Origin of the sequence: Shewanella carassii, assembly GCF_002777975.1 — a bacterium.
GTDB classification, from domain to species: Bacteria; Pseudomonadota; Gammaproteobacteria; order Enterobacterales; family Shewanellaceae; genus Shewanella; species Shewanella carassii.
The window spans coordinates 101,009-125,013 of the sequence record NZ_NGVS01000029.1 but is presented as its reverse complement, the minus strand read 5'-3'; the positions used below and the strand labels follow the sequence as shown (position 1 = coordinate 125,013).

Sequence of the window (24,005 nt, the reverse complement as noted above, 5' to 3'; positions counted from 1 at the left end):
CGACTGAAGTTCAGATGCCACGAGTGCTGCAGAAGTTATCAGGTACATGCCTTGGCCCTATGCTTTGTCGTTTTCCAGTAACTCTTCTATCTGTTCCCGGCTTAACTCGGCAAATTCAGAAGGTCTGACAGCACGGTCATCAATATAAAATCCTTCATGGCCACACCAAGGCTTACCCACCAGAATTTCATCGTAGGGAACTTGGTGCTTATCGAGCCAAGCGGTGATCACCGGCAGGGTATGGATATTGATTTTACCGACATTCCCCTCAAAGGTGCGCATATTGCGAGCGGTTGAGATAACAATGTCAAACCCTTGCGCTTGATATTCACGCAGTTTGGCTATCACATCCAAGCGCGGCGACACCGCGCTATAGTCCTTGCTGTCACCTAGAGTCAGCGTGCCATCAAGGTCGACTATGAGTCGTTTCATCTCTGCCCCAATAGGATAAAAACCTTATTGTACTGTGCGGGGCTTGGCTGAGCCAGTTACTTGCGGACTTTGCACCTGTTGGTTGCTTTGTGATGCCATTGCCCGTATCTCGCTGGACATATCGTGTTTGAACTTGTCCAGATGATGTACCTCTTTGATGTAGGCGATAGCTTCTTTAGCCAAGGTTTGGCGTTTGGCTTCATTCTGCAGCAGTTGCTCAATTCCTTCGATGAACAGAGGTAATTGGTCAAAACCATCTCCGAGAACCTTGCCGGTATAAATGCCAAAGCGACGGGTCAATTCATCCGGGTTTTGACAACTGACCAATAGGGTTCCGTATGACAAGGCTTCGAGAAATGACACGGGTAAGGCTTCATGAATAGAGGTATTGACCAGCAACTTGGCGTCTTTCAGCAGCTGATTTTTACGCTCGCCTTCAACGTGACCGACAAAGTGCAGGTTGGGTATGTCTTGATACTTGGCCATCACGGCGTTGTTCTCATCGGCTTGTCTGTGTGCTTGCCCCAGCATATAGAATTGGTACTGCGGCATGGCACGAGCAATTTCGGCAAATAACCAACCGCGTTTTACGGATTCTATCCGCCCGAGGAACAAAATATTATCTTGTTTTTTATGACAATCTGGGTCGAAATTTTCATCTATTTCAATAGGGTTGGGCAGATACTGGATCTCGGTATTGGCCGGCAGACGGTACAAGTCTTTGGCCTTTTGATCTAAACATCTGGCCTGACTGATGAAACGAACATTCCCTGTCTTGGCGTATTGATTTATAAAATCATAGACTTGTTGATCCCAATAGCAGGGTTCTGGAAACAGCTTGACGGTATTTATTTCATCCCATTCATAAGTGGGGCGTGGATCCTGAATCCAAAACAGCAACTTCTTATTTTTACCTGGGGCTTTACTGAATATACGGTATGAATGAGTCGTCATTTCAATAGACAAAAAAACATCATACTTTTTTCTTTTGAGAAATAGGTGGTTAACAATATCAAATGCTCTGGCGGCTAGTTTATAGACTCTGATGCCATCAATAATATAACATTTGGGAAAGAGCCTGACCTTACCGCAGTCCTTTTTTAGTAGCACTTCGACTTCGATATCATTGTCAGGAAGATATTTGGCAACTAAATTCCTGGCAAGAAAACCATAACCACCAAACTTTGTTTTGGCACCACCAAAATACTCATCAACCAAGAGTGCCACTCTTAACTTACTCATCAAACTCAACCCTGTTGCTGCTTAGGGTTGGCATTTTAGATAGCCAAGGCTGGCAATTCAAAATTTATATTCAAATTAAGACACTGGTGTTTGTTATAAGATATTAAGGTAGTGTCATTGTTTTTAATGTTTCTAAATTATTTCGGTGTCTTTGCTTTTTCTGGTGTTATTTGTAACTGTATGTTGCGTTCGCGATTCGAAGCTTAATTTTGTAATTGCTGCTTCCAAAGTTGGATATTTTGCCAGTTCAAATTTATTTTTACTGTTTGTGGTGAGAGAATCCACTTTTCGATTGCACTTTCGTCTTCAGGAGCGACAACTGGGATATTGAAATCTCTTTGCATTTCAATGGCGCGATTATCCACACCCAAGATCAAGCTTCTGCACTTGTGATGTAAGGCGCGAATACCGCCATGTAGACGAGTTCCGATGTAATCACAGTCTCTTGTCTGCATCTGTTTATCAAATGCCGCAACACTGGCTCCTAATATCACAACATTAGCTATATCAGACTCAAGGTTATGTAAATACTCTAAATCTCCTTTTCCTTGAGGCCAGAAATACACTTGGTCATAGTGTTTTTTTAGAAGCCTTAACAGTTTCAAGTCATTTTCGGGGTTTTTGCGCCAATCGGATAATGTGAATACCACATTCAATTGCTTTTCGGTATTTATTTCCCTGCAATGTTCTTCCGTCAATGCCCAAAGAGTAGGGCAGCCTGTATTGATAACATTGGGGATTCCAATTCTTTCTAATTGTTTTTTAGTGTATTCATCCCGTACCGAATGATAGTTACCATTATTCAAAAGCTTACGATAAATAAATTGGCTGAATTTATCCGCTTCCTTACCGTAACTATGCCAACCAACGCCAAATAACATAGTGTTTTTTAGCGTCAAGGCCTCCAATAACCCTATTTTCCATTGGCGATAGTTTAGTAAACTCGGACATAAGAGGTTCGAGCCGCCAACAATGGCCATATCGGTTTTAGCAATGGTTCTGACTGCTGTCCGATTTAGCTTTAATTGGGTTGGAAAGCTAATAAGATGTATGTTGTCCAATGTTGAACTTAGAGCTTGTTTTACCGACAAACTGATAATCTGGTCTCCCAAGTTGCTACTGCCAATACTTGGGTCAAAATGCGCTATATACTGCATAAATATACGCCTAAGTCTTCAAATTAACCGAGTATATTGACTATTTTTATGAGATGACATGGATATGGTCACAATTTGCACTTTACAGAACATCATTCACAATAATTGACTATTTGTATCATTTTTAATTGGTTATGATATTTAGAGTGAGCATCTTAATGTTGGTCATCAGTCGTTGGCTGGAGCGCCAACTAAATCACTCATCTATGACAATAAAATTTAGTTTATGCAGTTTTAAAGCCATTCGGCATCCACCACTATGATGGGACTTTCTACATAGGATGTGAAGATAGAGTGCTATGACTTAGACGCCTAATACGTATTCACAAACACTGTGTGAGCGGTTAGGATCTGGCCTCTGTATTCGAGTAATATTACGTCGGTATCCTTATGCTCACACGCGCCATCTATCCCGGAACTTTTGATCCCGTTACCAATGGTCATGCGGATCTTATTCAACGTGCCGCGGCACTGTTTTCTCACTTGGTGATAGGCGTAGCGGCCAGTCCATCGAAGCAGCCTTGCTTCACTCTGGAAGAAAGGGTCGCCATGCTCAACAAGGTGACCTCACATCTGGACAATGTCGAGGTGGTTGGCTTTACCGGGCTACTGGTGGACTTTGCTAAAGAACAGAGTGCCAATGTGTTGGTTCGGGGTCTGCGCGCGGTTTCTGATTTCGAATATGAGTTCCAACTGGCCAATATGAATCGTCGACTCCACCCTGAGCTGGAGAGTGTCTTTTTGACTCCGGCTGAAGAAAACTCATTTATTTCATCGACCCTGGTGAAAGAAGTTGCGCTACATGGCGGCGATGTCAGTCAATTTGTTCATCCGGATGTTGCCAAAGCCTTGGTTACCCGAATCAAAAAGCAAGGAAGTTAAGTTCAATGAGAAGTCTTTTGTACAAGAGCTTTGTAGTGGCTATTGGTCTAGGTATGAGTGCAGCAAGTCATGCGGCACCTTGGGTCGATAGTTCCGACATTTATTTAAGAGCCGATATACAAGCGCTGGCCGATGCCGGGGTAATCACGGTTCCGGTCAATACCTATCCCTTGATGTGGGCCGGTATCGGTGCCGATTTGGCCAAGGTTGAGCCGGCAACCCTCACTCCTGCGCTGACAGATGCTTTTTCCAGAGTGAATTTTTACTATCGTCAGGCGATAGAAAATCGTGGCAATGCTGTTATCAAGGCGACGGCTGCCTCGGATGCCGCCCGGTTTCAACATTTTGGCTCTGACTACCGTGAGAAGGGACAACTGAGTGCCTCCTACGAATATGTTGGAGAACGTTTTGCCTTCAAGGCGGCGGGAACCGGTGCCTTCGATGCCCAAGACGATGAGAGTGCTCGTTTAGATGACTCCTACATGGCGTTGGTGCTGGGCAACTGGATAGTGACCGCAGGCGCTGTGCAGCAGTGGTGGGGCCCGGGGTTTGATTCGGCCTTGCACAAGTCAAACAATGCCCGCCCTATGCCGTCAGTTATGCTCAGTCGTAATAATGCTGCCGGTTTTGAAACCCCTTGGCTATCCTGGATTGGCCCCTGGACCCTAACCGCAGGTGTCAGTTGGATGAATGACGACAGAGCCGTTGAAGACACACTGCTGTGGAACATGCGCGGCAGTGTCAGGCCCTTCAAACAGTTGGAAATAGGCCTTTCCTGGACCACACAATTCTGTGGAGAGGGCCAAGATTGCGGCTTTGGTTCATTCTGGGATGCTATTTCCGGTGGAACCGAGTGTGCAGATGGTGACCCGAACTGCGACCCTTCAATGAATACCAAGATAGGTAACCAGATGGCAGGTTTCGACGTTCGTTATGCCGATACCCTGTTTAATGTGCCTTTTGGTCTCTATCTGGAGCGCACCTGTGAGGACTCCAGTGGTTCGGCGCCATGGCAGATTGCCGACTGCGCTGTGCTGATGGGGGCCGATACTCGCTTCAACCTGGCGCAGCAACAATATAAGCTGTTCTTTGAGTATACGGATACTCTGGTTGCCTGTGGTGGTGATCCCAATGTGTTCAACTGTTTCTATGAGCACAGCACTTATTTGAGTGGTTCCCGTTATTACAAACGTTCCTTGGGTTCTACCTATGACAGCGATGCCAAGGTCTACGTTCTGGGCTTGGTGGGTCAATTTGCCGACAGCCATGGTATTAACGCCTACCTGCGCTATGCTCAGCTCAACAAAGACGGTAAAAACCGAAATAATGGTTGGGCCCCCAAACCCGCCAAGGAAGATTTACTGATGTTGGAACTCAGCTATCGTATGCCCTTGTTGAAGGGGATGATGACTTTTGGGGGAACCGCTTCCCGTTCAGAATTCGATACTGATAACGATACCGATGCCAGCCTATTTGGCAGTTACGAATACAGATTCTGAGAAATAACATCTCCCCAAGCCGGCCTAGCCGGCTTTTTTTATGCCTGTAATTAAAATGTTATTGGCGTTGGATTTAATGGTTGCGCAAAAGGTGGCATTGACATAATTTAGCCTTAAGAATCGACTTCTATGCTGCAGTTCAAGCTTATGGAACATAGGCTTGAACTGTTTTTAGGTCAGTATCCCGGGAGCTTATTTTTGATTTCAGTCGTAATACCCGCCAAAGACGAAGCCGGCAATATAGGCCCTCTCATTAATGAAATCTGTCAGGCCTTGGCAAGTACAACCCCTTTTGAAATTCTGGTTGTAGATGATGGCAGCAGCGATAACACTGCCGAAGAAGTGTTGCAAACAGCAAAGCAAAACGGCTGTGATGCCAGAGTTATTCGCCATAAACGCAGTACAGGCCAGAGCACGGCTATCTGCACTGGTGTGCGCGAGGCCAAGGGGGAATATATAGTGACCCTGGATGCCGATGGTCAGAATGATCCTGCCGACATTCCCGCCATGATTCGGCTGATCCCGGAAATGAACAGTGCTGATTTTTGCATTGCTGGTTATCGAAAGCACCGTAAAGATACGGCTTGGAAACGCTTTCAATCCCGTTTTGCCAACAGGGTACGCGATGCCTTATTGCACGATGGCGTCCCGGATACCGGCTGTGGTCTTAAACTGTTTCCACGAGCCAGTTTTCTGAAACTCCCCTATTTCAACCATATGCATAGGTATATTCCGGCGCTTATCCGCCGCATGGGCGGTGACGTGCGTATTTCTGTGGTTAATCACAGAGACAGACAAGCCGGTATTTCCAAATATACCGCCTGGAATCGACTCTGGGTGGGAATAGTCGATATCCTCGGGGTGATGTGGTTGATTCGCCGTGCCAAAATAGCCGAGATAGACAGCATTGAATACAGCCGCCGGGACTAAGCTGAAGCGCCTGCTAAAGACACTGTTGTTGCTCTCTGTCTTGCTTGGGCTGATGTTGGCCGTTCAGGCCGGCTGGTTTGAGCATCTCACCGACAGTAATTGGGTTGCCAACTTTATTCATCGCCAAGGGCCTGCCGGAGTGGCGTTACTGTTTGCTGTGGGCGCTCTGTTTACCGCTGTGGGCGGCCCGAGGCAGATCATCGCATTTGTTTTCGGCTTCGCGCTTGGGGGGGCTGTGGGCGCCCTGTTTTCCACCTTTGCCGCCTTGGCGGGGTGTCTCCTCAGCTTTTATTGTGCCCGTTTGACGGTGCGCGAGTTTCTAAAGAAGCGCTTTGGGTCGCGGCTGCAACGTTTTGAACAACTGATCATTCATCGCACCTGGCTTAAAGTTTTAATGATCAGGCTGTTACCTGTTGGTAGTAACCTGTTGACCAACCTTTTCGCCGGGGCAACCCGGGTGCCTGCGGGCGGTTTCTTAATCGGCAGTTTCATCGGCTACCTGCCGCAGATGCTGATCTTTGCCTATGCGGGAGCCGGCTTGGGCTTGTCTGATCAGTATCAACTCGGTATCAGCCTGGTGTTATTGCTGCTTTCCAGCGCCATAGGAACTTACCTTTACCGTAATCGCCTGAGCCGTCAGGTGGATGATTTGGTTACAGATAAACAGGGGCTTTGATGAATTGGCTGCGTAGCTACTTTGACAGTGATGATTACACAAAAGTGTTTTGGGCACTGTTCTGGCTGACCCTGTTTATTATGTTATTGGGAATAGGATTCCGCTCTCCCTGGCCTGCCGACGAGCCTAGATTTGTCGAAGTCGCCAGAGAAATGGTCAGCAGCGGTCAGTGGTTGTTTCCCAGCCGTGGTGGCGAATTCTATCCGGACAAACCGCCGGTTTTCATGTGGGCCATAGCACTTTGTTACGCCTTGATTGGAGACCTCAAGCTGGCCTTCTTACTGCCCAATGCCCTGTGTGGTTTGCTGACCGTGATGCTGGTCTACGATCTGGGCGCCAGACTTTGGAATGTTCGCACCGGGCGCAACGCCGCTCTGCTACTGATGTTGGTGCCGCAGTTTTTGATGCAGGCCAAGAATGCCCAGATAGATGCCATGGTGATGTGCTGGATAACCTTGGGGTGCTATGGCCTCTTGCGCCATTTCCTCAAGGGACCCAGTTGGGGCTGGTATTTTGCCGCTTGGGGCTTTATGGGGCTGGGAGTTATCACCAAGGGAGTTGGGTTTCTGCCCTTGCTGCTGCTGTTGCCGTTGGGGGTGTACAGTTGGCAAAAGGGCTTGTGGCGAGAGAGTTGGCGCTGGCGAATAGTATTGGGGCCGATTGTTATGCTGGCCGTAATTGCGCTCTGGTTGGTTCCCATGGTGCTGACGGTTCAAGCATCGGCCAGCCCGGAACACCTGGCATATATGAACAATATTCTGTTTAAGCAGACGGGTGAGCGTTACGTCAACGCCTGGCATCATATCAAGCCTTGGTATTTCTTTGTTTTCAGTGTCATTCCCTGGCTCTGGTTCCCGCTGCCCCTATTGGCATTGGCTTACGGAAAGCGACTCTGGACAGCCATCAAGGCAGATCCAGGCATTGCCGTCTTGCTGTTATGGGTCTTGCTGGTGGTGGTGTTTTTCAGCATCAGCCCAGGTAAGCGTAATGTCTATATTTTGCCGGCACTGCCGATGGCTGCGCTGGCCATTGCCGCAACACTGCAGGGAGCACAGTTGTGTCTGTGGTTTGAGCGCTTGGTGTCCGCCTTGTTGTGGTTGTTGGGTGTCTTGCTGCTGACTCTGGGCGTGCTGGCATTGCTGCACCATCCCAAATTGCTCGAGAGACTGGCGGACTATACCGATGATCTCACTGGTATCGGCTACCTGTTTATGGTGCTCGGTTCCTCCTGGCTAATTTTGATTTGGTGGTTAAGGAAGCAGCCTTCGCTGCTCCGCTCCGGTGTGGTGACTATTCTTGGTTGGGTCTTGGTCAGCACCTGGGGTTATCTGTTGCTCGATGAAATACGTACTCCCAAGGCCTTGATGCAGTACACTGCCGAGGTGATAGGTGAAGATGCCGAGCTTGGGCTGATCCGCTTTAAGGAGCAGTTTATTCTGTTTTCTCCCATGAGTATTACCCACTTCAGTTATCTGGCTTCCACTGCCGAGCAGGAGCGCAGGGCCTGGCAGTGGCTGCAACAAGGTAAACAACGCTATCTTCTGGTTCCCGGTGGGATAACGCTTGATTGCTTTGATATGAGCAAGGGCCAGAACGTGGGCACAGCCCACAGAGAGGAGTGGTATTTACTTGGGGCATCGGCGAGTTTACCCGAGTGTCAGGCTCCCAAGACCATGGTCAGTTACCACACGCCGTATCCGGGACAGTGGATGCGGGAATAGTCTTGAGTCAGCGCGTTTGGCACAGGCTGCAAAACACTGTAGTGCGCTGTCCCAGGCGTATTTCGGATAACATATGGCCGCATTGGGTACAGGTTTCCCCACCGCGGCCATAGACGTGCAGCTTCTGGGCAAAGTAACCCGGTTTACCTTCGGCATTGGTGAAGTCTTTCAGTGTGGTGCCGCCCTGTTTGATGGCCTGAGCCAGGATCAGCTTTATCTCGGCGACCAGCACTGTCAGCCGCTCTTTATCCACTTTACCGGCTTCGGCCTGCGGGTGGATCCCGGCGGCAAACAGGGCTTCGTTGGCGTAGATATTACCAACACCCACCACAATGGCATTGTCCATCAGACAGAGCTTTATCGCCTTCTTCTTGCCTTTGAGCGCCGCGTGCAATTGCTCGACATTGAAGGCATCCGTTAAAGGTTCGGGGCCCAGTTTGGCCAGCAGCGGATGTGCCGTTTCCGGCAACTCGCACCAGAGCCAGGCCCCGAATCTGCGCGGATCGTTGAACCTCAGCACCCGGCCGTTTTCCAGCTCCAGATCTATATGATCGTGTTTCTCCGCCGGTGTGCTACGGGGCAAAATCCGCAGGCTACCGGACATCCCCAGATGCACTATGCAGGTACCGGCATCTGTATCCAGCAGTAGGTATTTGGCGCGGCGGCGCACGGCTCTGATGGTCTGTCCTATGATATTGCGGGCCGTTTCGGGTACCGGCCAACGCAGTGACGGATTACGAACGATAAGGTTACTGACGGTCTGATCAACAAGATACGGCGCAACCCCGAGGCGGGTCACTTCCACTTCCGGCAATTCTGGCATAAGGCTCTCTGCTCTATCAGCTTGTGGATACACTCAGCAGAGGTACAACACCACTTCTGAGGCTGGGGGGAATAAGATACCAGTTCCCGGCGGCAGATTTAAGCAGTCCCTGATGGGGATAGAACAGCCAAAGTTGTGGCTCGGCAGCGCCGCTGACTTTCAGCAGCAACTCTCGTGGCCGCTCATTTTGGGTGAGTTCAGGCTTACTGGCCAATGGTGATACCCGAATACTGAGCCAGGCTTGACTCCAGTCGGCGCAATTGAGCACCTTGGGGTCACACTGCCATTGACCATTGGCGGCCTGTGCCAACCAGATCCCGTCCAGTTGCAGCTGTTGCAGTTCAGTATGGCTGTCAAACAGCTCGCGGGTATCGGGCACCGAGTTCATGCGTTTATCCAGCAAGGTCAGTACCGACACCATCAAAATGGAGGCCAGAATAATGATGTTATTCCACTGTTTGCGGGTCAGTGCCATGGGCAAAAATAGTTTGATTGAGGTCTAATCGCCAGTGTAGCACGGTGGCAGGTATCAGCCACCCGTGCTGTTCATAAACCTCAGGATCTGCACCTGATTGGGATCGTCGAAGTGATGCTCCTTGGGCTTGCGCTGAATCGCCTCGAAGATAGCTTGCTTCAACACGTCTATGTCACCTGGATGGCTGCGGATGATCTGCTTCAGATCCAGCGAGTGTTCATTCCCCAGGCACAGCAGCAAGCGGCCTTCGGCCGTGACTCTGACCCGGTTGCACTCATGGCAAAAGTTATGGCTGTGGGGTGAAATAAAACCTATATGGATAGGGCTGTCGGTCATGCTGTAGTAACGTGCCGGGCCGCCGGTACGCTTGGATGACAGGCTCAAGGGCCAGCGTTGATTGATAATTTCCCTGACATCACTGCTGCTCATGTGTCTTGGCAGAGAACGCTCTTCCATCACACCCAGAGGCATCTCTTCGATAAAGGCGATATCCAGCTGCTTTTGACGGCAATACTCCAGCAGATCGATAATTTCGTTTTCGTTGCGTCCCTTGAGGATCACGGCGTTGATCTTGATCCTGTCAAAGCCGGCCGCCTTGGCGGCATCTATGCCCTTGAGCACTCGCTCCAGCTTGCCGTTGCGGGTCAGGGTGGTGAAGAGTTCGCTCTTTAGGGTATCCAGGCTGATATTGAGGCGGTTCAAGCCGGCGGCTTTCAGCACCGGAGCCAGTTTGGCCAGCCTGGAGCCGTTGCTGGTCATGGAAAGATCTTTGAGCCCGGGTAATGCCGCGAGCTGCGCCACCAAACGGTCGCAATCGCTGCGTACCAAGGGTTCGCCGCCGGTGAGGCGTATCTTGCTGACGCCAAGCTCGGTAAAGGCGCGGCCGATAAAAGCCAGTTCCTCCAGACTCAATACCTGTTCCCGCTCCAGAAAACAGGGATCTTCACTCATGCAATAGATGCAGCGAAAATCACACCTGTCGGTAATGGAGAGGCGCAGATATTCTATTTTGCGGCCAAAGCCGTCACTCAGGCTGTTCAAGGGCAGCCTCAGAGCAGGTCTGCAAACGGGTGTACATAGACGGTTTCACCCGCCTCTATGCGTTCATCGGCCTCGCCGATAATCACCAAACAGTTGGCCTTGACCATGGAGCTGAGCATGCCTGAGCCCTGGGCACCGGTCGTGCGTACGTGCAATTGACCGTCATCTCCCAGGGTCATGATGCCGCGGCTGAATTCGGTGCGGCCGCTGCGGCTGCGCATGGCTTCATCGGCAATCGCCGGCAAAAGTCTTGGCTGCCAGCTTGGTTCACCGGCCAGTTTACGCAATGCAGGTTGAACAAACATCAGGAAAGAGACCATCACGGCCACAGGATTGCCGGGCAAGCCGAAGAACAATGTTTGGTTTATCTTACCGAACGCCAATGGGCGTCCCGGGCGCATATTGATGCGCCAGAAGTTGATTTCTCCCAGCTTGGCCAGCACTGTCTTGATATAATCGGCATTGCCGACAGACACCCCGCCTGAGCTGATGATCACATCGGCCTGAGTCGCCGCCTGGCTCAATGTTTGGCTTAGAACCGCTTCTGAGTCTTCGATGATCCCCAAGTCCAGCACTTCACAGCCCAGACGTTTGGCCATCGCCTTGATGGTATAGCGGTTGGAGTCGTAGATGCAGTTGGCCTTCAGCTCAGTGCCGGGTTGGCTGACTTCATCGCCGGTGGAGAATACGGCAATTCTGGGGCGGCGCTTGAGGGGCATCTCAAACAGACCCAGCGAAGCCAGCAGGCCTTGCTCGGCAGCGCCCAAACGTGTGCCACTGCCAAGGGCAACAGCACCTTGGGCAATATCTTCACCCGCCAGACGCACGTGCTGGCCGCGGTAGATTTTGCCACTGAAGCTGACCTTGCCATCGGTTTCGGTGGCAAGCTCTCTGGGTTGAATGGTATCTGCACCCAGAGGAACCGGCGCACCTGTCATAATTCGCACCGCTTCACCCGGCTGCAACTGGCCAGAATATTGATGACCGGCAAGCACTTCTCCTTTCAGCTCAAAGGGTTGTGACATGTTGTCTTGAAACGCGAAGGCGTAACCATCCATTGCCGAGTTGGTCTGCTGTGGCACATTCACAGGTGATATTGCATCCTGGGCCAGAATACGGTTGTCGGCCTCATCGAGCGTCAACAGCTCTGTCTCTGTGACGGGTTTGACTTGCTCCAGGATATGGTCAATGCCTTGACGTACCGACAGATTCTGTTCACTGCCGAGCTCACAGGCGCTTAAGGGCAGGGCTCTTGCTGAAGAGGGCTTGGATTCGGGGCGATAATCGCGAACATACTGCTGCACAAAATCAGCAATTTGCGCCACATTGTTGAGATCCAGGCGGCGGATCTCCCCTGGCAGCTTGGTTTCGTCACAGCAGGCGATTGCGAGGATATTGGGATCCTCGGTATGGATAAAGGGTTTGCCGTGGGCGGATCGATGTAATTCAATCTTGGGCAGCGCCAGTTTCTTGAAGCCTTCCACCAACACCAGATCGGCCTTGTCCTGTTCCAGCTGGCCGAGTAGATGCAGCAGATCCGGATCTCTGTCCAGCGGATCTTCTGTCATCAAGGCCCAACGTACATGGGAGGCCACCAACATCTGTCTGGCACCGGCTTTGCGCATCTCATAGCTGTCTTTACCCGGCTCATCGATATCAAAGTTGTGATGGGCGTGTTTGATCACTGCCAGTCTCAAACCACGACGATTCAGCTCAGGGATCAACTGTTTCAACAGTGTGGTCTTGCCTGTGCCGCTATAGGCACAGAAGCCCAACACGGGAATGGACAGGGGATTGGTAAAGACAGTGCTCATAGAAACCTCTTAAGCTTGGGATATTTCCGCCGCGAGTTGTTGTTTTTGTTCGCTGGTATTGATGTTAATAAAGGCGTTGGGTTGATCGGCGAACGACTCGACCACCACAGGGTGCTCGCTGTACCAGAGATCGATTCGGCGCCTGCCTGAATCGAGAAACGCCTGCATCGAATCCCTCACCGTTGGTTTGAGCAGCATAACCACCGGCTGCTCCCGCTCGCCATCGGATGCCACGGCGAGATCCGCCTCTGACGCCAGCAGCTTTTGCGTCATGCGCTCAACCAGATCTTTGGGTAGCAAAGGGCAGTCGCAAGGCACCACCAACAGCAGCTCGGCGTCTGTCTTATCCAGGGCGCTGATCATCCCGGCCAACGGCCCGGGATAGCCTTGTTCCAGGTCGGCAATGACCGGAAAACCGAACTCAGCATAACGTGTTTGATTGCGGTTGGCGTTGATCAGGATCTGATTCACCTGAGGTTTTACCCTGTCGATAACATGGGCAATCATGGGACGCCCCAGCAGATCCACCAGGCCTTTGTCTTCTCCGCCCATGCGTCTGGCCATGCCTCCGGCGAGGATTACCGCATCAATGCGCTGCGACATAACTTTTCTCCTGCAATTCCTCGGTCGCTAAACTCAAATTGGCCGAGGGTGTCAGTTGTTGTGATTCTATGTGCCAATGTTGATGGCAAAGGGTTGTCAGTTCTGAGTGCTGGTGGCTGCTGATCAGCAGCCCTGTACCTTGTTGCTTCAACTCGGCAATCATAGCAAAAACGGTTTGCTGCGAGGCTCTGTCCATATTGGATATGGGTTCATCGAGCATGAGTAATTTGGGTTTCAACAGCCAGGCTCTGGCCAGTGCCAGTCGCTGTCGCTCACCGCCGGACAGCGTTGAGGCGTTGGCCGTCAGCAACTCGCCAAGTTGAGCATGTTCTATCGCGCTCTGCATTCTAACGCGTTGTTCTGTCTTATCCAGGCTGCTGTATCTCTGCGCCAGTTGCAGATTGTAGCTGACATTGCCCTCAAACAGATATGGGTGTTGATGCAGGTAGATGGCCTTGCCGAGCAAGGTATCACCTCGCCACCAGGGGGAAGGTGTAAATCCTTGGGTATAGATGGTGCCAGCGCTGGGTTTGAGTAAACCGGCCAGCAGCTTCATCAGAGTCGTTTTGCCGCAGCCATTGTCACCCTGAAGATAGATGACTTCGCCCTGACAAAACTCCAGTTGCCGGGCGCGAAATAATAGGCGTTCACCAAAACGCATCTCAAGATCCTGGGCTATCAGCTTTATCATCACGCGTCCTAATGGCTTCTGGGATTGGCCCTGCCACGCAGAGTCCCCAGAGCAAAATTCAGTATCAGTGCCAGCACCAGCAGCACCAAGCCAAGGGCTATCGCCTGGGCAAAGTTGCCTTTACTGGTTTCCAGTGAAATCGCGGTGGGAATGTTACGGGTGACATGGGCTATGTTGCCACCAACCATCATGGAACAGCCAACTTCGGTAATGATGCGGGAAAACGCCGCGATAATCGCCAGTAACAGTGGCACTCTCAGTTCGCGACAAACTACCCAGATGGCCGAGGTCCAGCTGGCACCCAGAGTGCGGCAGGTTTCCCAGGCTCGGCGATCGACACTGGTGAAGGCGGCATGGCTCATGGCTATCAGTACTGGGGCGCAGATCATCATCTGCCCGAGGATCATCCCCTTCTGGGTAAAGAGCCAGCGCAGGTCGCCCAGGGCGCCGTTACGGGTCAGCAGTAGATAGGCCAGCAGGCCGACTACCACGGTGGGAATAGATTGCAGGGTTTGTACCAGATTGGTCACCAGCCAGCGGCCGGGGAATTGCACAAACGCCAGGGCGAACCCCAGTATCATGGACGGCAGCAAGGTAATCAGCAGTGCCGCGAAAGATACCGAGAAAGAGACGGAGATAATAGACCAGACTTCGGGGTCTCTGGAAAACAGCAGGCCGAGGGCCTGCTGTATAAGGGCTAACCAGCCTTCACTCATTTGCCGTAAGTTGCCTTGAACAGTTGTTCACCTTGAACTTTATAGCTGTTGATCATGCTTTGTGCTTCTTTGCTAATCAACCAATCACTGAAGGCGCGTGCACCTTTGTGATTCAGATCCGGGTATTTGGCAGGGTTGATCAGGATAACCTGGTAAGGATTGGCCAAGGTGGCACCGCCGTCGAAGTCGATACCCAGGTCCAGTTTGGCCTTGTAAGCCACGAAAGTACCACGGTCAGACAGGGTATAACCTTGCAGTTCGTTGGCCATCAGCAGAGTTTTGCCCATGCCCTGGCCTACAGAGGTGTAACCTTTGAAGTCTGGAGTCACGTTGGCGGCTTTCCAGATCAACAGTTCTTTCTTGTGAGTACCAGAGTCGTCACCGCGAGATACGAAAGGAACGCCTGACTTGGCGATCTTGGCGAAGGCTTCTTCGGCATTTTTGCTGTCACGGGCCTTGGCTGGGTCGTTCTTGGGGCCAAGGATAACAAAGTCGTTTTCCATGATGCCGCGAGGCTCAACACCGAAACCGTCGGCAACGAACTTGGCTTCTGCACCAGGAGCGTGAGTCATCACCAGATCCACGTCACCTTGGGTACCCAGTTTCAGAGCCTTGCCTGTACCTGTGGCAATCACTTGTACTTTATAGCCTGATTCAGATTCAAATTTTGGCAGCAGGTAACCCAGCAGACCTGAGTTTTCAGTACTGGTGGTAGTGGCCAGCTTGATGGTTTCCTGAGCGGAAGCCGGGGCAGAGATCATCAGGCCTGCCGCAATGGCAAGACCCAGCAGTTGTTTCAAGTTCAACATTATTGCTCCTTGGCATGATTTTATAAGTGTGCCGAACCCATAACCCAGCGGGCTGCGGCCTGGTACTCGTTTCCAATAAAGCAATTTAGGTGCCAAAAACGAATGTTTGCCTCAAACTGATATTGTTGGATCCAATATGTGAGCTGGATCCCAAGCTTGGTAAATAAGTATCAGACAAATTGTCCCAGTAACACTTTTCTCTGGTTCATAGTGACCAGTTTTTACCATCTCAGTGATAGAATCTATAGCAATTGAGTCAAAATGTCCTGAAGCCGACAATATGAGCCAGATAGAAAAGTCACTTAAGTCTAAGCCAATGCCTTCTGCCGTGTCCGTGTTGATCGTCGACGATGAGCCCGGTATGCGTAGTTTCCTCAACAAGGCATTGGCCAAGAAATTTGCCCTGGTAGAAACCGCTTCCAGCATAGAAGAAGCTGAACAACTGCGCAGCCGTTGTCACTTCGATCTGCTGATTGTGGATATACGTCTGCCCGGTCGCTCAGGCATTGAATGGCATGAGGCGCTCGATGATCAAGAGCGGCGCTCCGATATCATCTTTATGACAGGCTATGCCGACATGGAAGTGGCGATTCAGGCTCTCAGGGCTGGCGCCTCAGACTTTATACTCAAGCCTTTCCATCTGGAGCAGATGATGAAAGCGGTTGACCGCTGCATCGAGCGGCGCTTGTTGAAGCGGGAAAACCTGATGCTACGCCGGGAAGTGTCCAGTGGCTATTCCTCCACCATCATAGGCAACAGTGATGCCATGATGGAAGTCAAACGGGTGATAGAGAGGGTGGCGCCGACTAATGCTGTGGTGCTTATCGAAGGTGAATCCGGCACGGGTAAAGAGCTGGTGGCCAGACAGTTGCATCTGCTTAGCGGTCGTCAGGGGCCCTTTGTGCCGGTTAACTGCGGCGCCATCGCCCCCGAGCTGCTGGAGAGTGAACTCTTTGGTCATACGGCTGGTTCCTTTACTGGCGCCAAAGGCAATCGCGAAGGCTTATTCAGCTTTGCGTCTGGTGGCACCATCTTCCTCGATGAAATTGGGGAGATGCCGCTGAAAATGCAGACGGCATTGCTGCGGGTGCTGGAACAAAAGGCGATTCGTCCGGTTGGCAGCGAAAAAGAAGTCAATATTGATGTCCGGGTGATCGCGGCAACCAACCGTAAACTGGCCGAAGAGGTTGAAGCCGGACATTTCCGCCGCGATCTCTTCTACCGTCTCAATGTGCTCGACATAGTGATCCCGCCATTGCGGGAAAGGCCAGATGATGTAGTGGAATTAACCCATCACTTTACCCGCCAGTTGGCCGCAGAGCTCGGGGTTAAAGAGGTGGTCTGGAGCCATGAGGATCTGCTCAAACTGCAACAACATCAATGGCCAGGGAATATTCGCGAGCTGCGTAATATGATAGAGCGCTGCATTCTACTGGGTAAGCCTCCGGCGGAATACTGGAAAGAACAACCCAAGGCCGAACTGAACGCCCAGCCGGGCTATCCCCACGACTGGGCGCTCAAGGATGTGGAAAAAGACCATGTCACAGCTGTTGTCGATACCCATGGCGGTAATAAGTCGGCGGCAGCCAGGGTGCTGGGCGTGTCTCGCAAGACACTGGATCGTAAGTATAAAGAGTGGTTTGACTGCGAGTCGGAGGTTTGAGCTTGTCACTGTTTAAACGACTCTTTGGCCTGAGCTGGCAGCAGCTGCAGGCCAAGGTGCGTTATCGCATCCTGATCCTGACTCTGTTGCCCATCTTGCTGACACTGGTGAGTCTGGTATTTATCACCATTTACTGGAATATCAGCTACACAGGCAAGCAGTTGTTTATGAAGGTCAAGGCCGACCTGACTGTGGCCAATAACACCTTGGATGCCGTGCAGGAACGTCAGGAAAAGCAGCTGGAACATGTGATGCAGTCCTTCGACTTCCAGACTCATTTCCGCTCAATACTCGAAGGTGAACGGCAGAAACAGGCAGAACTGGACGATTTTCTGGAACAACAACGCAAGGCGTTGGACCTCGACTTTCTGCGTCTGGTCAGAATCGCCGATGCCGCGGCCGATCCGGACTTGCGACAGATGCTGCCTTTGGTTCAGGGACAAAGGGCCTATTCCGGGCTGATGGTATTGTCCTCTTCGCGGCTGGCACGAATCGATCCCGAGTTGGCCGAACGAGCCAAGATCCCGGTGATCATGACTCTGAGAGCGCAAAATCCCGATAGAGAAGTAGAAGAGCGGGGCATGCTCAGTCGCAGCCTGCTACCGGTAGCCGATGAAAACGGCAAGGTTGGCTGGTATCTGGATGGCGGGATCCTGTTTAACCGCAACACTCGCATCGTCGACCATATTCGCGATCTGGTTTATGACAAGGGCACGCTGCCGGAACGCTCCATAGGCACTGTGACCATCTTCCTCGACAATATCCGCATCAGCACCAATGTGCCTCTGCATTTCTTCCCCAAAGGGGATGAAAATCGGGGCCGGGCATTGGGTACTCTGGTGTCTGAAGAGGTGCGCCAACAGGTGTTGGTTAAGGGCCAACTCTGGGTCGACAGGGCCTTTGTCTATAATGACTGGTTTATTTCGGCCTATGCGCCGCTGACCGATATCCGTGGCCAGCGGATAGGTATGATCTATTCCGGGTTTTCCGAGTCGCCCTTCATTCACAACTATCTTCTTAATATCATAGAGTTGGGCACCATTTTGATGCTGGTGCTGTTGGTCTCAGGACTCTTGGTTTATCGCGGTGCTTACAGTTTGTTACAGCCGATAGAACGTATTCACCAAGTGGTTAAGGCGGTGCAGTCCGGGCGCAATCTGCGCATCGGTGAGCTGGGACTGGATAGAGACAATGAGCTGGCCAACTTGGCTGAGCAGTTCGACCGCATGCTCGACTTGTTGCAGCGTCGCAATGCACAAATTCAAGCGGCGGCCGAGCAGCTGGAGATGAAGGTCGAGGAACGTACTCGTAGTCTGCAGGAAAAAACCGAAGAGCTGCAGCGCAACGTACAATTGCTGAACGAAACCCGTCAGCAGTTGGTGACCAATGAAAAACTGACCGCCCTCGGGGAATTGACCGCTGGCATTGCCCATGAGATTAACAACCCTACTGCAGTTATCCTCGGCAACATGGAACTGCTGCGGGTGGAGCTTGGCGACAATGCCGAGCAGGTAGAAGAGGAGATAGATCTGATCATCCAGCAGGTGGGGCGTATCAGCACCATTATCCGCAGCTTGCTGCAGTACAGCCGTCCCGGCGAGTTCAATGCGCCGTTGGAGATGCATCAAATTACGCCGATTATCGAAGAGATGCAGCTGTTGGTGCGTCATTCACTGGGTAAGCAGGAAGTGGTGTTGCTGCCTGAGCTGAACGCCAGTTATCCGGTGCAGGTGAATCGGCCGCAACTGCTGCAGGTGCTGATCAATCTGGTGGTCAACGCCGCTCATGCTATGGATGGTAAGGGGCGGATCTGGATCCGCACCTATGACTGGGTGGAGCAGGGTGAACCTGTGGGGATCAAGATAGAGATTGAAGATGAAGGTTCGGGGATCCCGCAAGAACAGTTGGGACGAATATTCGATCCTTTCTATACCACCCGCAAGGATGGTACCGGGCTGGGCTTATCGCTGAGCTACGGCATTATCAAACGCATAGGCGGCACCATAGAGGTTAGTTCGACTGTGGGTAAGGGGACACTGTTCACTGTCAGTATTTACCATCTGGCTAAAGAAGAGCAATCGGGCCCCTATGATGGTTTGCTGTTCGGGTAGGCTTTGGCTTGGCGTGCAGACAAAAAAATAGCCGGGTTATTAACCCGGCCACAAAGAGTGTGTGAGCAATGTCGTGCTTTGCAAACTCAGGAACACCATAACTCTCAGCGGGTAATGCGGGCTTAAAGCTAAGGATGAGTTTTGGAACGCAAGTTAACGATAATGGTTCTCATTTATGTTTGCAACTGTTTTTTGACCTTTGTCGATAAAATTTTCCAGTGCTATTGTTTCTGCCTTGGATGTTCAATTAAAAAAATTAAGTAACATACTAATTTTCAATGTATTTTGTCCTATCCTCTCAGGCCGAGAGATCATTGATCTTTTTAAGGCTACATCCAGATGGCAGTACTTTCGGTTTTGGTACGCCAAAATGCCGACCGGCACGAATGGAGTTAGCCGTGAGGGATAACACAGCTGCTGACTATGAGACGGAGGGGCTCGGACAATGAGGATTAGCCAAAAAAAGAGCCGGGTAATTAACCCGGCCTAAAAGAGTGTGTGAGCAATGTCGTGCTTTGCAAACTCAGGAACACCATAACTCTCAGCGGATACTGTGGGCTTAAAGCTAAGGATGAGTTTTGGAACGCGAAACAAATGATAATAGTTATCATTTGTGTTGGCAACCATTTTTTGTCTATATTCAAGACAAATTTATCTCAGGCCTCAGATACGATTGTCCCCGGTGCTACAAGCCAGGATGCGGCTGATGGCGGCCATGCTCCTGCCACTGCTCTGTTGCCAATGATTGAATACAGCTTGTACCTGGGCCAAGCCGCTCTTTGAGCTGAAGCCTGCGTCCACCAGTTTGTGACTCTTGAGATAGTTTTGAACATCAGCGGTCAACAGGAAGCTGTCTTTACCTATGCCACGCAGAAAATAGGGGCCGGTATTGCCACCCAAGCGTGCACCACGGCGTTTGAGTTCCTGCCACAGTGAGGTGATCTCCTCCACCGGCCAGAGGGCGATATATCGGGCCAGGCTGCCGTGTTCTCTGGCAATATCCTGCACCATGAGCGCGTTATCATAAATGGCCTGGGTCTTTTTCTGGTGGCGAATGAGGCGACTGTCCTCGCCTCTGGCTTGCAACTGCTCGGGGGAGAGCATCAACACTTTCATGGGTTCAAAGCCAAAGAAGGCCTCTTCATAGGCCGGCCATTTGTGTTCCACTACCTTCCAGACAAAGCCGCTCTGAAATACCTGTTTGCTGAGTGCTGACAGTAACTCGGCATCGGTATATTCCAGCAATTCTTCCGTGGAACAGACCCTAGGTAACAGGCTCTCCAGTCGCTCGGCGCCGCCTTTGCGCTCGCAGGCTCTGGCATAGATGGTGGCAAAATCTTCCGGCTTGCTCATATGCTTTCCCTTTTGATTGGCTCAATTATTGCTGCACCAGTGTAATACCAATCGGGATAAAGATGGGAGTGATCAATGATGATTAACAATCACAGTCCCTCACAAGCAAAGGAGGGGACTGTGGCACGTGATATCGGGTATCAGGATTGAGTGAGGCTCTGTTCAAACAGGGCCTTAAGTGAACGCCCTGGGCGCCCCAGCAGACGCTCCAGATCTGTGCTTTGCTGCTGATATTCATCATCGGCTATCGCCTTGGAGTTGTTGGCAAACGCTTTGGCCATATAACCGGGGAGGCCGATCCCGAGGAAAATTTGCTCCAGCTCTGCGACTGAAATGTTTTGCAGCCGAATGTTTTTGCCACTTACCTGCGACAGGTATTGTGCCACCTGGGCCTGGTTCAACAGCTCCGGTCCTGTCAGGGTATAGGTTTGCCCAAGATGGCTGTTGACAGGCGATACTGATGAGAGAATGCCGGCGATGGCCTCTGCCAGATCGGCCTTCCACACAGGGGCAAACAGACCGTTTTCACCGGCATTGAGCATGGTTTCTGTTGCCAGAGTGTGTTCCAACCCGGCCAACTGCAATTCGGCATAGGGACCGTTACGTACCAAGGTGTAAGGCACACCTGAGTGAACTATTGCAGTTTCTGTTGCCGCATGGGGGCGGGCAAAGTCGAATGCCGAGTCCAGGGTCGCCAATTGGAAACTGGTATAAACCAATTGTTCGACAGCAACGGCCTTGGCGGCGCTGAGCACATTCATGTGCTGCTGCAGTCTCTGATCATTGGGTGCATCACCCGAGATCAATAACAGGCGTTTGACGCCCTGCATGGCTTTCGAGAGTGAAGCCGGATCACTGTAATCGGCAAAGACTTTCTCTACATCAGCAAACTCGTTCAATTGTTCAGGGTGGCGACTTGCCAATCTCAACTGTTTGGCAGGAACCTTTGCCAATAAGGCTTGGCTGACCAGACGGCCCAATTGGCCGGATGCACCTAAGATAAGGATCATGTTTTTACTCCAGTAGGTTTATGGCATCAGTGTATCCCCGTGGCGAAAGTTGATAATGAGTGCTTTACTTATCACTTTGGTTATTGAAATTAAACAAAGGTGAGAGATGGATGCGGCACAACTCTATCGTATGTTGGTATTCGCCACTGTAGTGGAGCAGGGATCGTTAACGGCGGCCGCAGAAGTGCTGGGGATCAGCCGCTCCATGGTGAGTCAACATTTGAAGAAACTGGAACAGCGTCTTGGCAGCCGTTTATTGCACAGAACCACGCGCAAGATAGGCTTGAGTGAAGATGGCCAGCAGTTCTATCACTATTGTGCCGAGTTGTTGCAGCTGGCCAAGCAAGCCGAGGCCGTGACTCGCCCCAGTGATCAACAGCTACATGGCAGCTTGCGGATCACGGCACCGGTAGGGATAGGTGAGCTGTCATTGCTGCCCTTGATGGGGGAGTTTCACCAGCGCTTCCCCCATATCCGGCTGACACTGCTGCTGGAGGACAATAAGCTCAATCTGCTGGAGCATAAGATAGATATTGCCATTCAGGCCGGCTGGCCGGAAGACTCTGAATTCAAGGCGATAAAATTGGGCGACTTCGAAGAGTATCTGGTGGCTTCACCCGAGTATCTCAGTCGCCACGGCAAGCCGCTGCATCCGGATAACCTGCATCATCACCAATGGCTGATGCATGCATCGAGTCATTTGCCTCGCAGCTGTACTTTGCACAATAGTCAGGGCGAGCAGTTTCGTATTCGGGTTACCCCCTTTATCAGCTGCAACAGTACCAATGCCATCGCGGCTCTGGCTGCTCAGGGGCTTGGCATAGCCACCTTGCCGGATCATCTTTTGCAAAGGCAATTGGACTCGGGGGAGCTGGAACGTCTGTTACCGGATTATCATCTGCGTGAGGGCGGTATCTATGCCATTCACCCTTACCGTGAGGGGATGCCACCCAGAGTCCGGGTCATGTTGGACTTTCTCAAGCAGAAGTTGGGTCAAACAGAGGGGGGATAATGCCTCGCGGCACTCATGGTACCTGTTCACGCCTTCCCTAAGCGGTAGCCAGCAACTAAAGTTAAAGTTGGTAACCATGGGGATCCCTGTCTATGGAGCTTTACTACCATCCATTGTCGCGTTATTCGCAAAAGGTGCTGCTGGCACTTTATGAAAAGCAGGCAAACTTCTTTCCCCGGGTAACGGATCTGCAGGATCCATTGGAGCGCCAACACTATCTGCATTTCTATCCATCCGGTAAGCTGCCACTCTTGGTGTGTCAGGACGGCAGCCTGTTGCCTGAATCCAGCATTATCATAGAGTATCTGGACAATAAAATGGACGCCGGCACCCGGCTGTTGCCCAAGGAGCCCGAGCTCAATCTGCAAGTGCGTCTCTATGACAGAATTGCCGATAACGACCTCAACAACAGTCTCTATCAGCTGGAGCAGCAATATAGCTTACCGGAAGAACAGCAACTTCCTCTGGTGCAGCGTCAAATTGAAAACCGTCTCAGACTTTGCCTGCGGGCGTTGGACTTACGCCTGGTTGAGCATCATTGGCTGTGCGGAGATGGGTTCACTTTGGCCGATTGTGCCTTAATCCCTTGTCTTGGTTACCTGCAGCGCAGTTTCAACTTGCTGGACTACCAGCATTTGGGGCGCTACTGGCTGCAGGCGCAATTGCGAGGTTCCTGGATGTTAGTGCAGGATGAAGTAACTCTGGCTCAGGAGGAGGCCAGCAGCGGGCTCAGACCCATCCCCTGAACAAGAATTCAGCTGTTGCGGGCCTTTTTGAGATCCAGGAACGACTTCCACTTGATGATCTCCGCCGGTAACTCGGGCGTGGTCTCATCGAACCCGGCTTCCGTCAACAGGTTTTCCGTGGGTACAGGTTTGCGTTTGCAGACGAACAAACCTCTGACATGCACTATGGCATGCAGGCCTCTGTCCGACAGGAAACGTTGCTCTATGTAAAAATACTTTTCATCCCAGCCAACCACGCGAGAAGCAATTTCAAACTGTTGTAATGGCCTGATATCCCTTACATAAGTGAACTCGGCGGCATTGACTATCGGCATCCATTTCAGTTTTAGAAAGCGCTTCAGCAAGCCCATTTCGGCCATCATATAGGTGCGGGCCAGATCCATAAATGCCGGGTAGCGGGAGTTGGTCAGGTGCAGGTTGATGTCACAGTCACTCGGTAAAGCCCGATAACGGATGCGGCTGGTGCCGAGAAAACCGATATCGTTTGCCCGGCGCACTCGCCAGAGCAGCAGCCAAAACAGGCGAAAGTAGAGGTTCATCAAAGGGTCCAAGAGTTGAGAGGCATTAAAGGCTACCAAAGGTCATACCAGACGGCAAGC

Annotated in this window: 23 protein-coding genes; 9 read left to right on the top strand and 14 right to left on the bottom strand. The window is 51.3% G+C overall.

The features are described from left to right. Window positions 1-57 precede the first annotated feature (57 nt). From CBE72_RS14645 to CBE72_RS14635, 3 genes are all read right to left on the bottom strand, one after another. Entirely contained in the window at window positions 58-432 is a 375-nt protein-coding gene (locus tag CBE72_RS14645; protein ID WP_100144504.1) for an HAD hydrolase family protein, read from the bottom strand. 24 nt (window positions 433-456) lie between these two features. Beyond that, window positions 457-1,674, bottom strand: coding sequence for a glycosyltransferase family 4 protein (locus tag CBE72_RS14640; RefSeq protein ID WP_100144502.1), 1,218 nt, complete (start codon window positions 1,672-1,674; stop codon window positions 457-459). A 203-nt stretch (window positions 1,675-1,877) separates the two neighbouring features. Continuing rightward, window positions 1,878-2,831: a polysaccharide pyruvyl transferase family protein gene (locus CBE72_RS14635; protein WP_100144500.1), complete on the bottom strand. Its 954-nt coding sequence runs from the start codon at window positions 2,829-2,831 to the stop codon at window positions 1,878-1,880. A gap of 390 nt (window positions 2,832-3,221) precedes the next feature. Here CBE72_RS14635 and coaD point away from each other — a divergent pair, with 390 nt between their 5' ends. The 5 genes from coaD to CBE72_RS14610 all read left to right on the top strand — a co-directional run bounded on the left by coaD (window position 3,222) and on the right by CBE72_RS14610 (window position 8,539). After that, complete coding sequence (gene coaD / locus CBE72_RS14630) at window positions 3,222-3,713, top strand: pantetheine-phosphate adenylyltransferase (RefSeq protein WP_100144498.1); 492 nt, start codon at window positions 3,222-3,224, stop codon at window positions 3,711-3,713. A gap of 5 nt (window positions 3,714-3,718) precedes the next feature. Beyond that, window positions 3,719-5,212: a capsule assembly Wzi family protein gene (locus tag CBE72_RS14625; RefSeq protein ID WP_100144497.1), complete on the top strand. Its 1,494-nt coding sequence runs from the start codon at window positions 3,719-3,721 to the stop codon at window positions 5,210-5,212. 198 nt (window positions 5,213-5,410) lie between these two features. Next, window positions 5,411-6,142 (top strand): glycosyltransferase family 2 protein, encoded by a 732-nt coding sequence (locus CBE72_RS14620; RefSeq protein ID WP_100144564.1) that lies wholly within the window; start codon window positions 5,411-5,413, stop codon window positions 6,140-6,142. Between the two features lies 1 nt (window position 6,143). Continuing rightward, window positions 6,144-6,818, top strand: coding sequence for a TVP38/TMEM64 family protein (locus CBE72_RS14615; RefSeq protein ID WP_100144562.1), 675 nt, complete (start codon window positions 6,144-6,146; stop codon window positions 6,816-6,818). Next, window positions 6,818-8,539, top strand: a complete 1,722-nt coding sequence (locus CBE72_RS14610; RefSeq protein ID WP_100144495.1) for an ArnT family glycosyltransferase — start codon at window positions 6,818-6,820, stop codon at window positions 8,537-8,539. Before CBE72_RS14615 ends, CBE72_RS14610 begins: the two co-directional genes overlap by 1 nt. A gap of 7 nt (window positions 8,540-8,546) precedes the next feature. Here CBE72_RS14610 and mutM read toward each other — a convergent pair whose 3' ends face one another. From mutM to CBE72_RS14570, 8 genes are read right to left on the bottom strand one after another with little or no spacing between them, the layout of a single operon-like run. Further along, window positions 8,547-9,362, bottom strand: a complete 816-nt coding sequence (gene mutM / locus CBE72_RS14605; protein ID WP_045283807.1) for a bifunctional DNA-formamidopyrimidine glycosylase/DNA-(apurinic or apyrimidinic site) lyase — start codon at window positions 9,360-9,362, stop codon at window positions 8,547-8,549. A gap of 16 nt (window positions 9,363-9,378) precedes the next feature. Then, window positions 9,379-9,837 carry a hypothetical protein gene (locus CBE72_RS14600; protein ID WP_100144493.1) on the bottom strand — a complete coding sequence of 153 codons (459 nt, stop codon included), beginning with the start codon at window positions 9,835-9,837 and terminating at the stop codon, window positions 9,379-9,381. Window positions 9,838-9,891: 54 nt separating this feature from the next. Beyond that, window positions 9,892-10,878: a GTP 3',8-cyclase MoaA gene (moaA, locus tag CBE72_RS14595; protein WP_100144491.1), complete on the bottom strand. Its 987-nt coding sequence runs from the start codon at window positions 10,876-10,878 to the stop codon at window positions 9,892-9,894. 8 nt (window positions 10,879-10,886) lie between these two features. Continuing rightward, on the bottom strand, window positions 10,887-12,692 hold the full coding sequence (locus tag CBE72_RS14590; protein WP_100144490.1) for a bifunctional molybdopterin-guanine dinucleotide biosynthesis adaptor protein MobB/molybdopterin molybdotransferase MoeA: 1,806 nt from the start codon (window positions 12,690-12,692) through the stop codon (window positions 10,887-10,889). A gap of 9 nt (window positions 12,693-12,701) precedes the next feature. After that, window positions 12,702-13,295 (bottom strand): molybdenum cofactor guanylyltransferase MobA, encoded by a 594-nt coding sequence (gene mobA / locus CBE72_RS14585; RefSeq protein ID WP_100144488.1) that lies wholly within the window; start codon window positions 13,293-13,295, stop codon window positions 12,702-12,704. Then, window positions 13,279-13,986, bottom strand: a complete 708-nt coding sequence (locus CBE72_RS14580; protein ID WP_100144486.1) for an ABC transporter ATP-binding protein — start codon at window positions 13,984-13,986, stop codon at window positions 13,279-13,281. The genes mobA and CBE72_RS14580 overlap by 17 nt, the downstream gene beginning before the upstream one ends. An 8-nt stretch (window positions 13,987-13,994) precedes the next feature. Beyond that, entirely contained in the window at window positions 13,995-14,702 is a 708-nt protein-coding gene (locus CBE72_RS14575; RefSeq protein ID WP_100144484.1) for an ABC transporter permease, read from the bottom strand. Then, window positions 14,699-15,511 carry an ABC transporter substrate-binding protein gene (locus tag CBE72_RS14570; RefSeq protein WP_100144482.1) on the bottom strand — a complete coding sequence of 271 codons (813 nt, stop codon included), beginning with the start codon at window positions 15,509-15,511 and terminating at the stop codon, window positions 14,699-14,701. The genes CBE72_RS14575 and CBE72_RS14570 overlap by 4 nt, the downstream gene beginning before the upstream one ends. A 280-nt stretch (window positions 15,512-15,791) precedes the next feature. On the opposite strand from CBE72_RS14570, the gene CBE72_RS14565 reads away from it, so the two are divergent. Continuing rightward, the gene (locus CBE72_RS14565; protein ID WP_373289283.1) at window positions 15,792-17,174 is read left to right on the top strand and encodes a sigma-54-dependent transcriptional regulator; all 1,383 of its coding nucleotides are present in this window, start codon (window positions 15,792-15,794) and stop codon (window positions 17,172-17,174) included. Between the two features lie 2 nt (window positions 17,175-17,176). Then, window positions 17,177-19,285: a sensor histidine kinase gene (locus tag CBE72_RS14560; protein ID WP_100144560.1), complete on the top strand. Its 2,109-nt coding sequence runs from the start codon at window positions 17,177-17,179 to the stop codon at window positions 19,283-19,285. Window positions 19,286-19,948: 663 nt separating this feature from the next. On the opposite strand, the gene CBE72_RS14555 is transcribed toward CBE72_RS14560, so the two are convergent. Together CBE72_RS14555 and CBE72_RS14550 are read right to left on the bottom strand one after the other, a co-directional pair. Further along, on the bottom strand, window positions 19,949-20,638 hold the full coding sequence (locus tag CBE72_RS14555) for a DNA-3-methyladenine glycosylase I (protein WP_025889011.1): 690 nt from the start codon (window positions 20,636-20,638) through the stop codon (window positions 19,949-19,951). A gap of 140 nt (window positions 20,639-20,778) precedes the next feature. Next, window positions 20,779-21,648 (bottom strand): NAD(P)H-binding protein, encoded by an 870-nt coding sequence (locus CBE72_RS14550; RefSeq protein WP_100144478.1) that lies wholly within the window; start codon window positions 21,646-21,648, stop codon window positions 20,779-20,781. A gap of 106 nt (window positions 21,649-21,754) precedes the next feature. On the opposite strand from CBE72_RS14550, the gene CBE72_RS14545 reads away from it, so the two are divergent. Both CBE72_RS14545 and CBE72_RS14540 read left to right on the top strand, forming a co-directional pair. Further along, on the top strand, window positions 21,755-22,660 hold the full coding sequence (locus CBE72_RS14545) for a LysR family transcriptional regulator (protein WP_100144476.1): 906 nt from the start codon (window positions 21,755-21,757) through the stop codon (window positions 22,658-22,660). 92 nt (window positions 22,661-22,752) lie between these two features. Further along, window positions 22,753-23,406, top strand: a complete 654-nt coding sequence (locus tag CBE72_RS14540; protein ID WP_025009091.1) for a glutathione S-transferase family protein — start codon at window positions 22,753-22,755, stop codon at window positions 23,404-23,406. An 8-nt stretch (window positions 23,407-23,414) separates the two neighbouring features. Here CBE72_RS14540 and CBE72_RS14535 read toward each other — a convergent pair whose 3' ends face one another. After that, window positions 23,415-23,945 carry a thioesterase family protein gene (locus CBE72_RS14535; RefSeq protein WP_025009092.1) on the bottom strand — a complete coding sequence of 177 codons (531 nt, stop codon included), beginning with the start codon at window positions 23,943-23,945 and terminating at the stop codon, window positions 23,415-23,417. Window positions 23,946-24,005 lie beyond the last annotated feature (60 nt).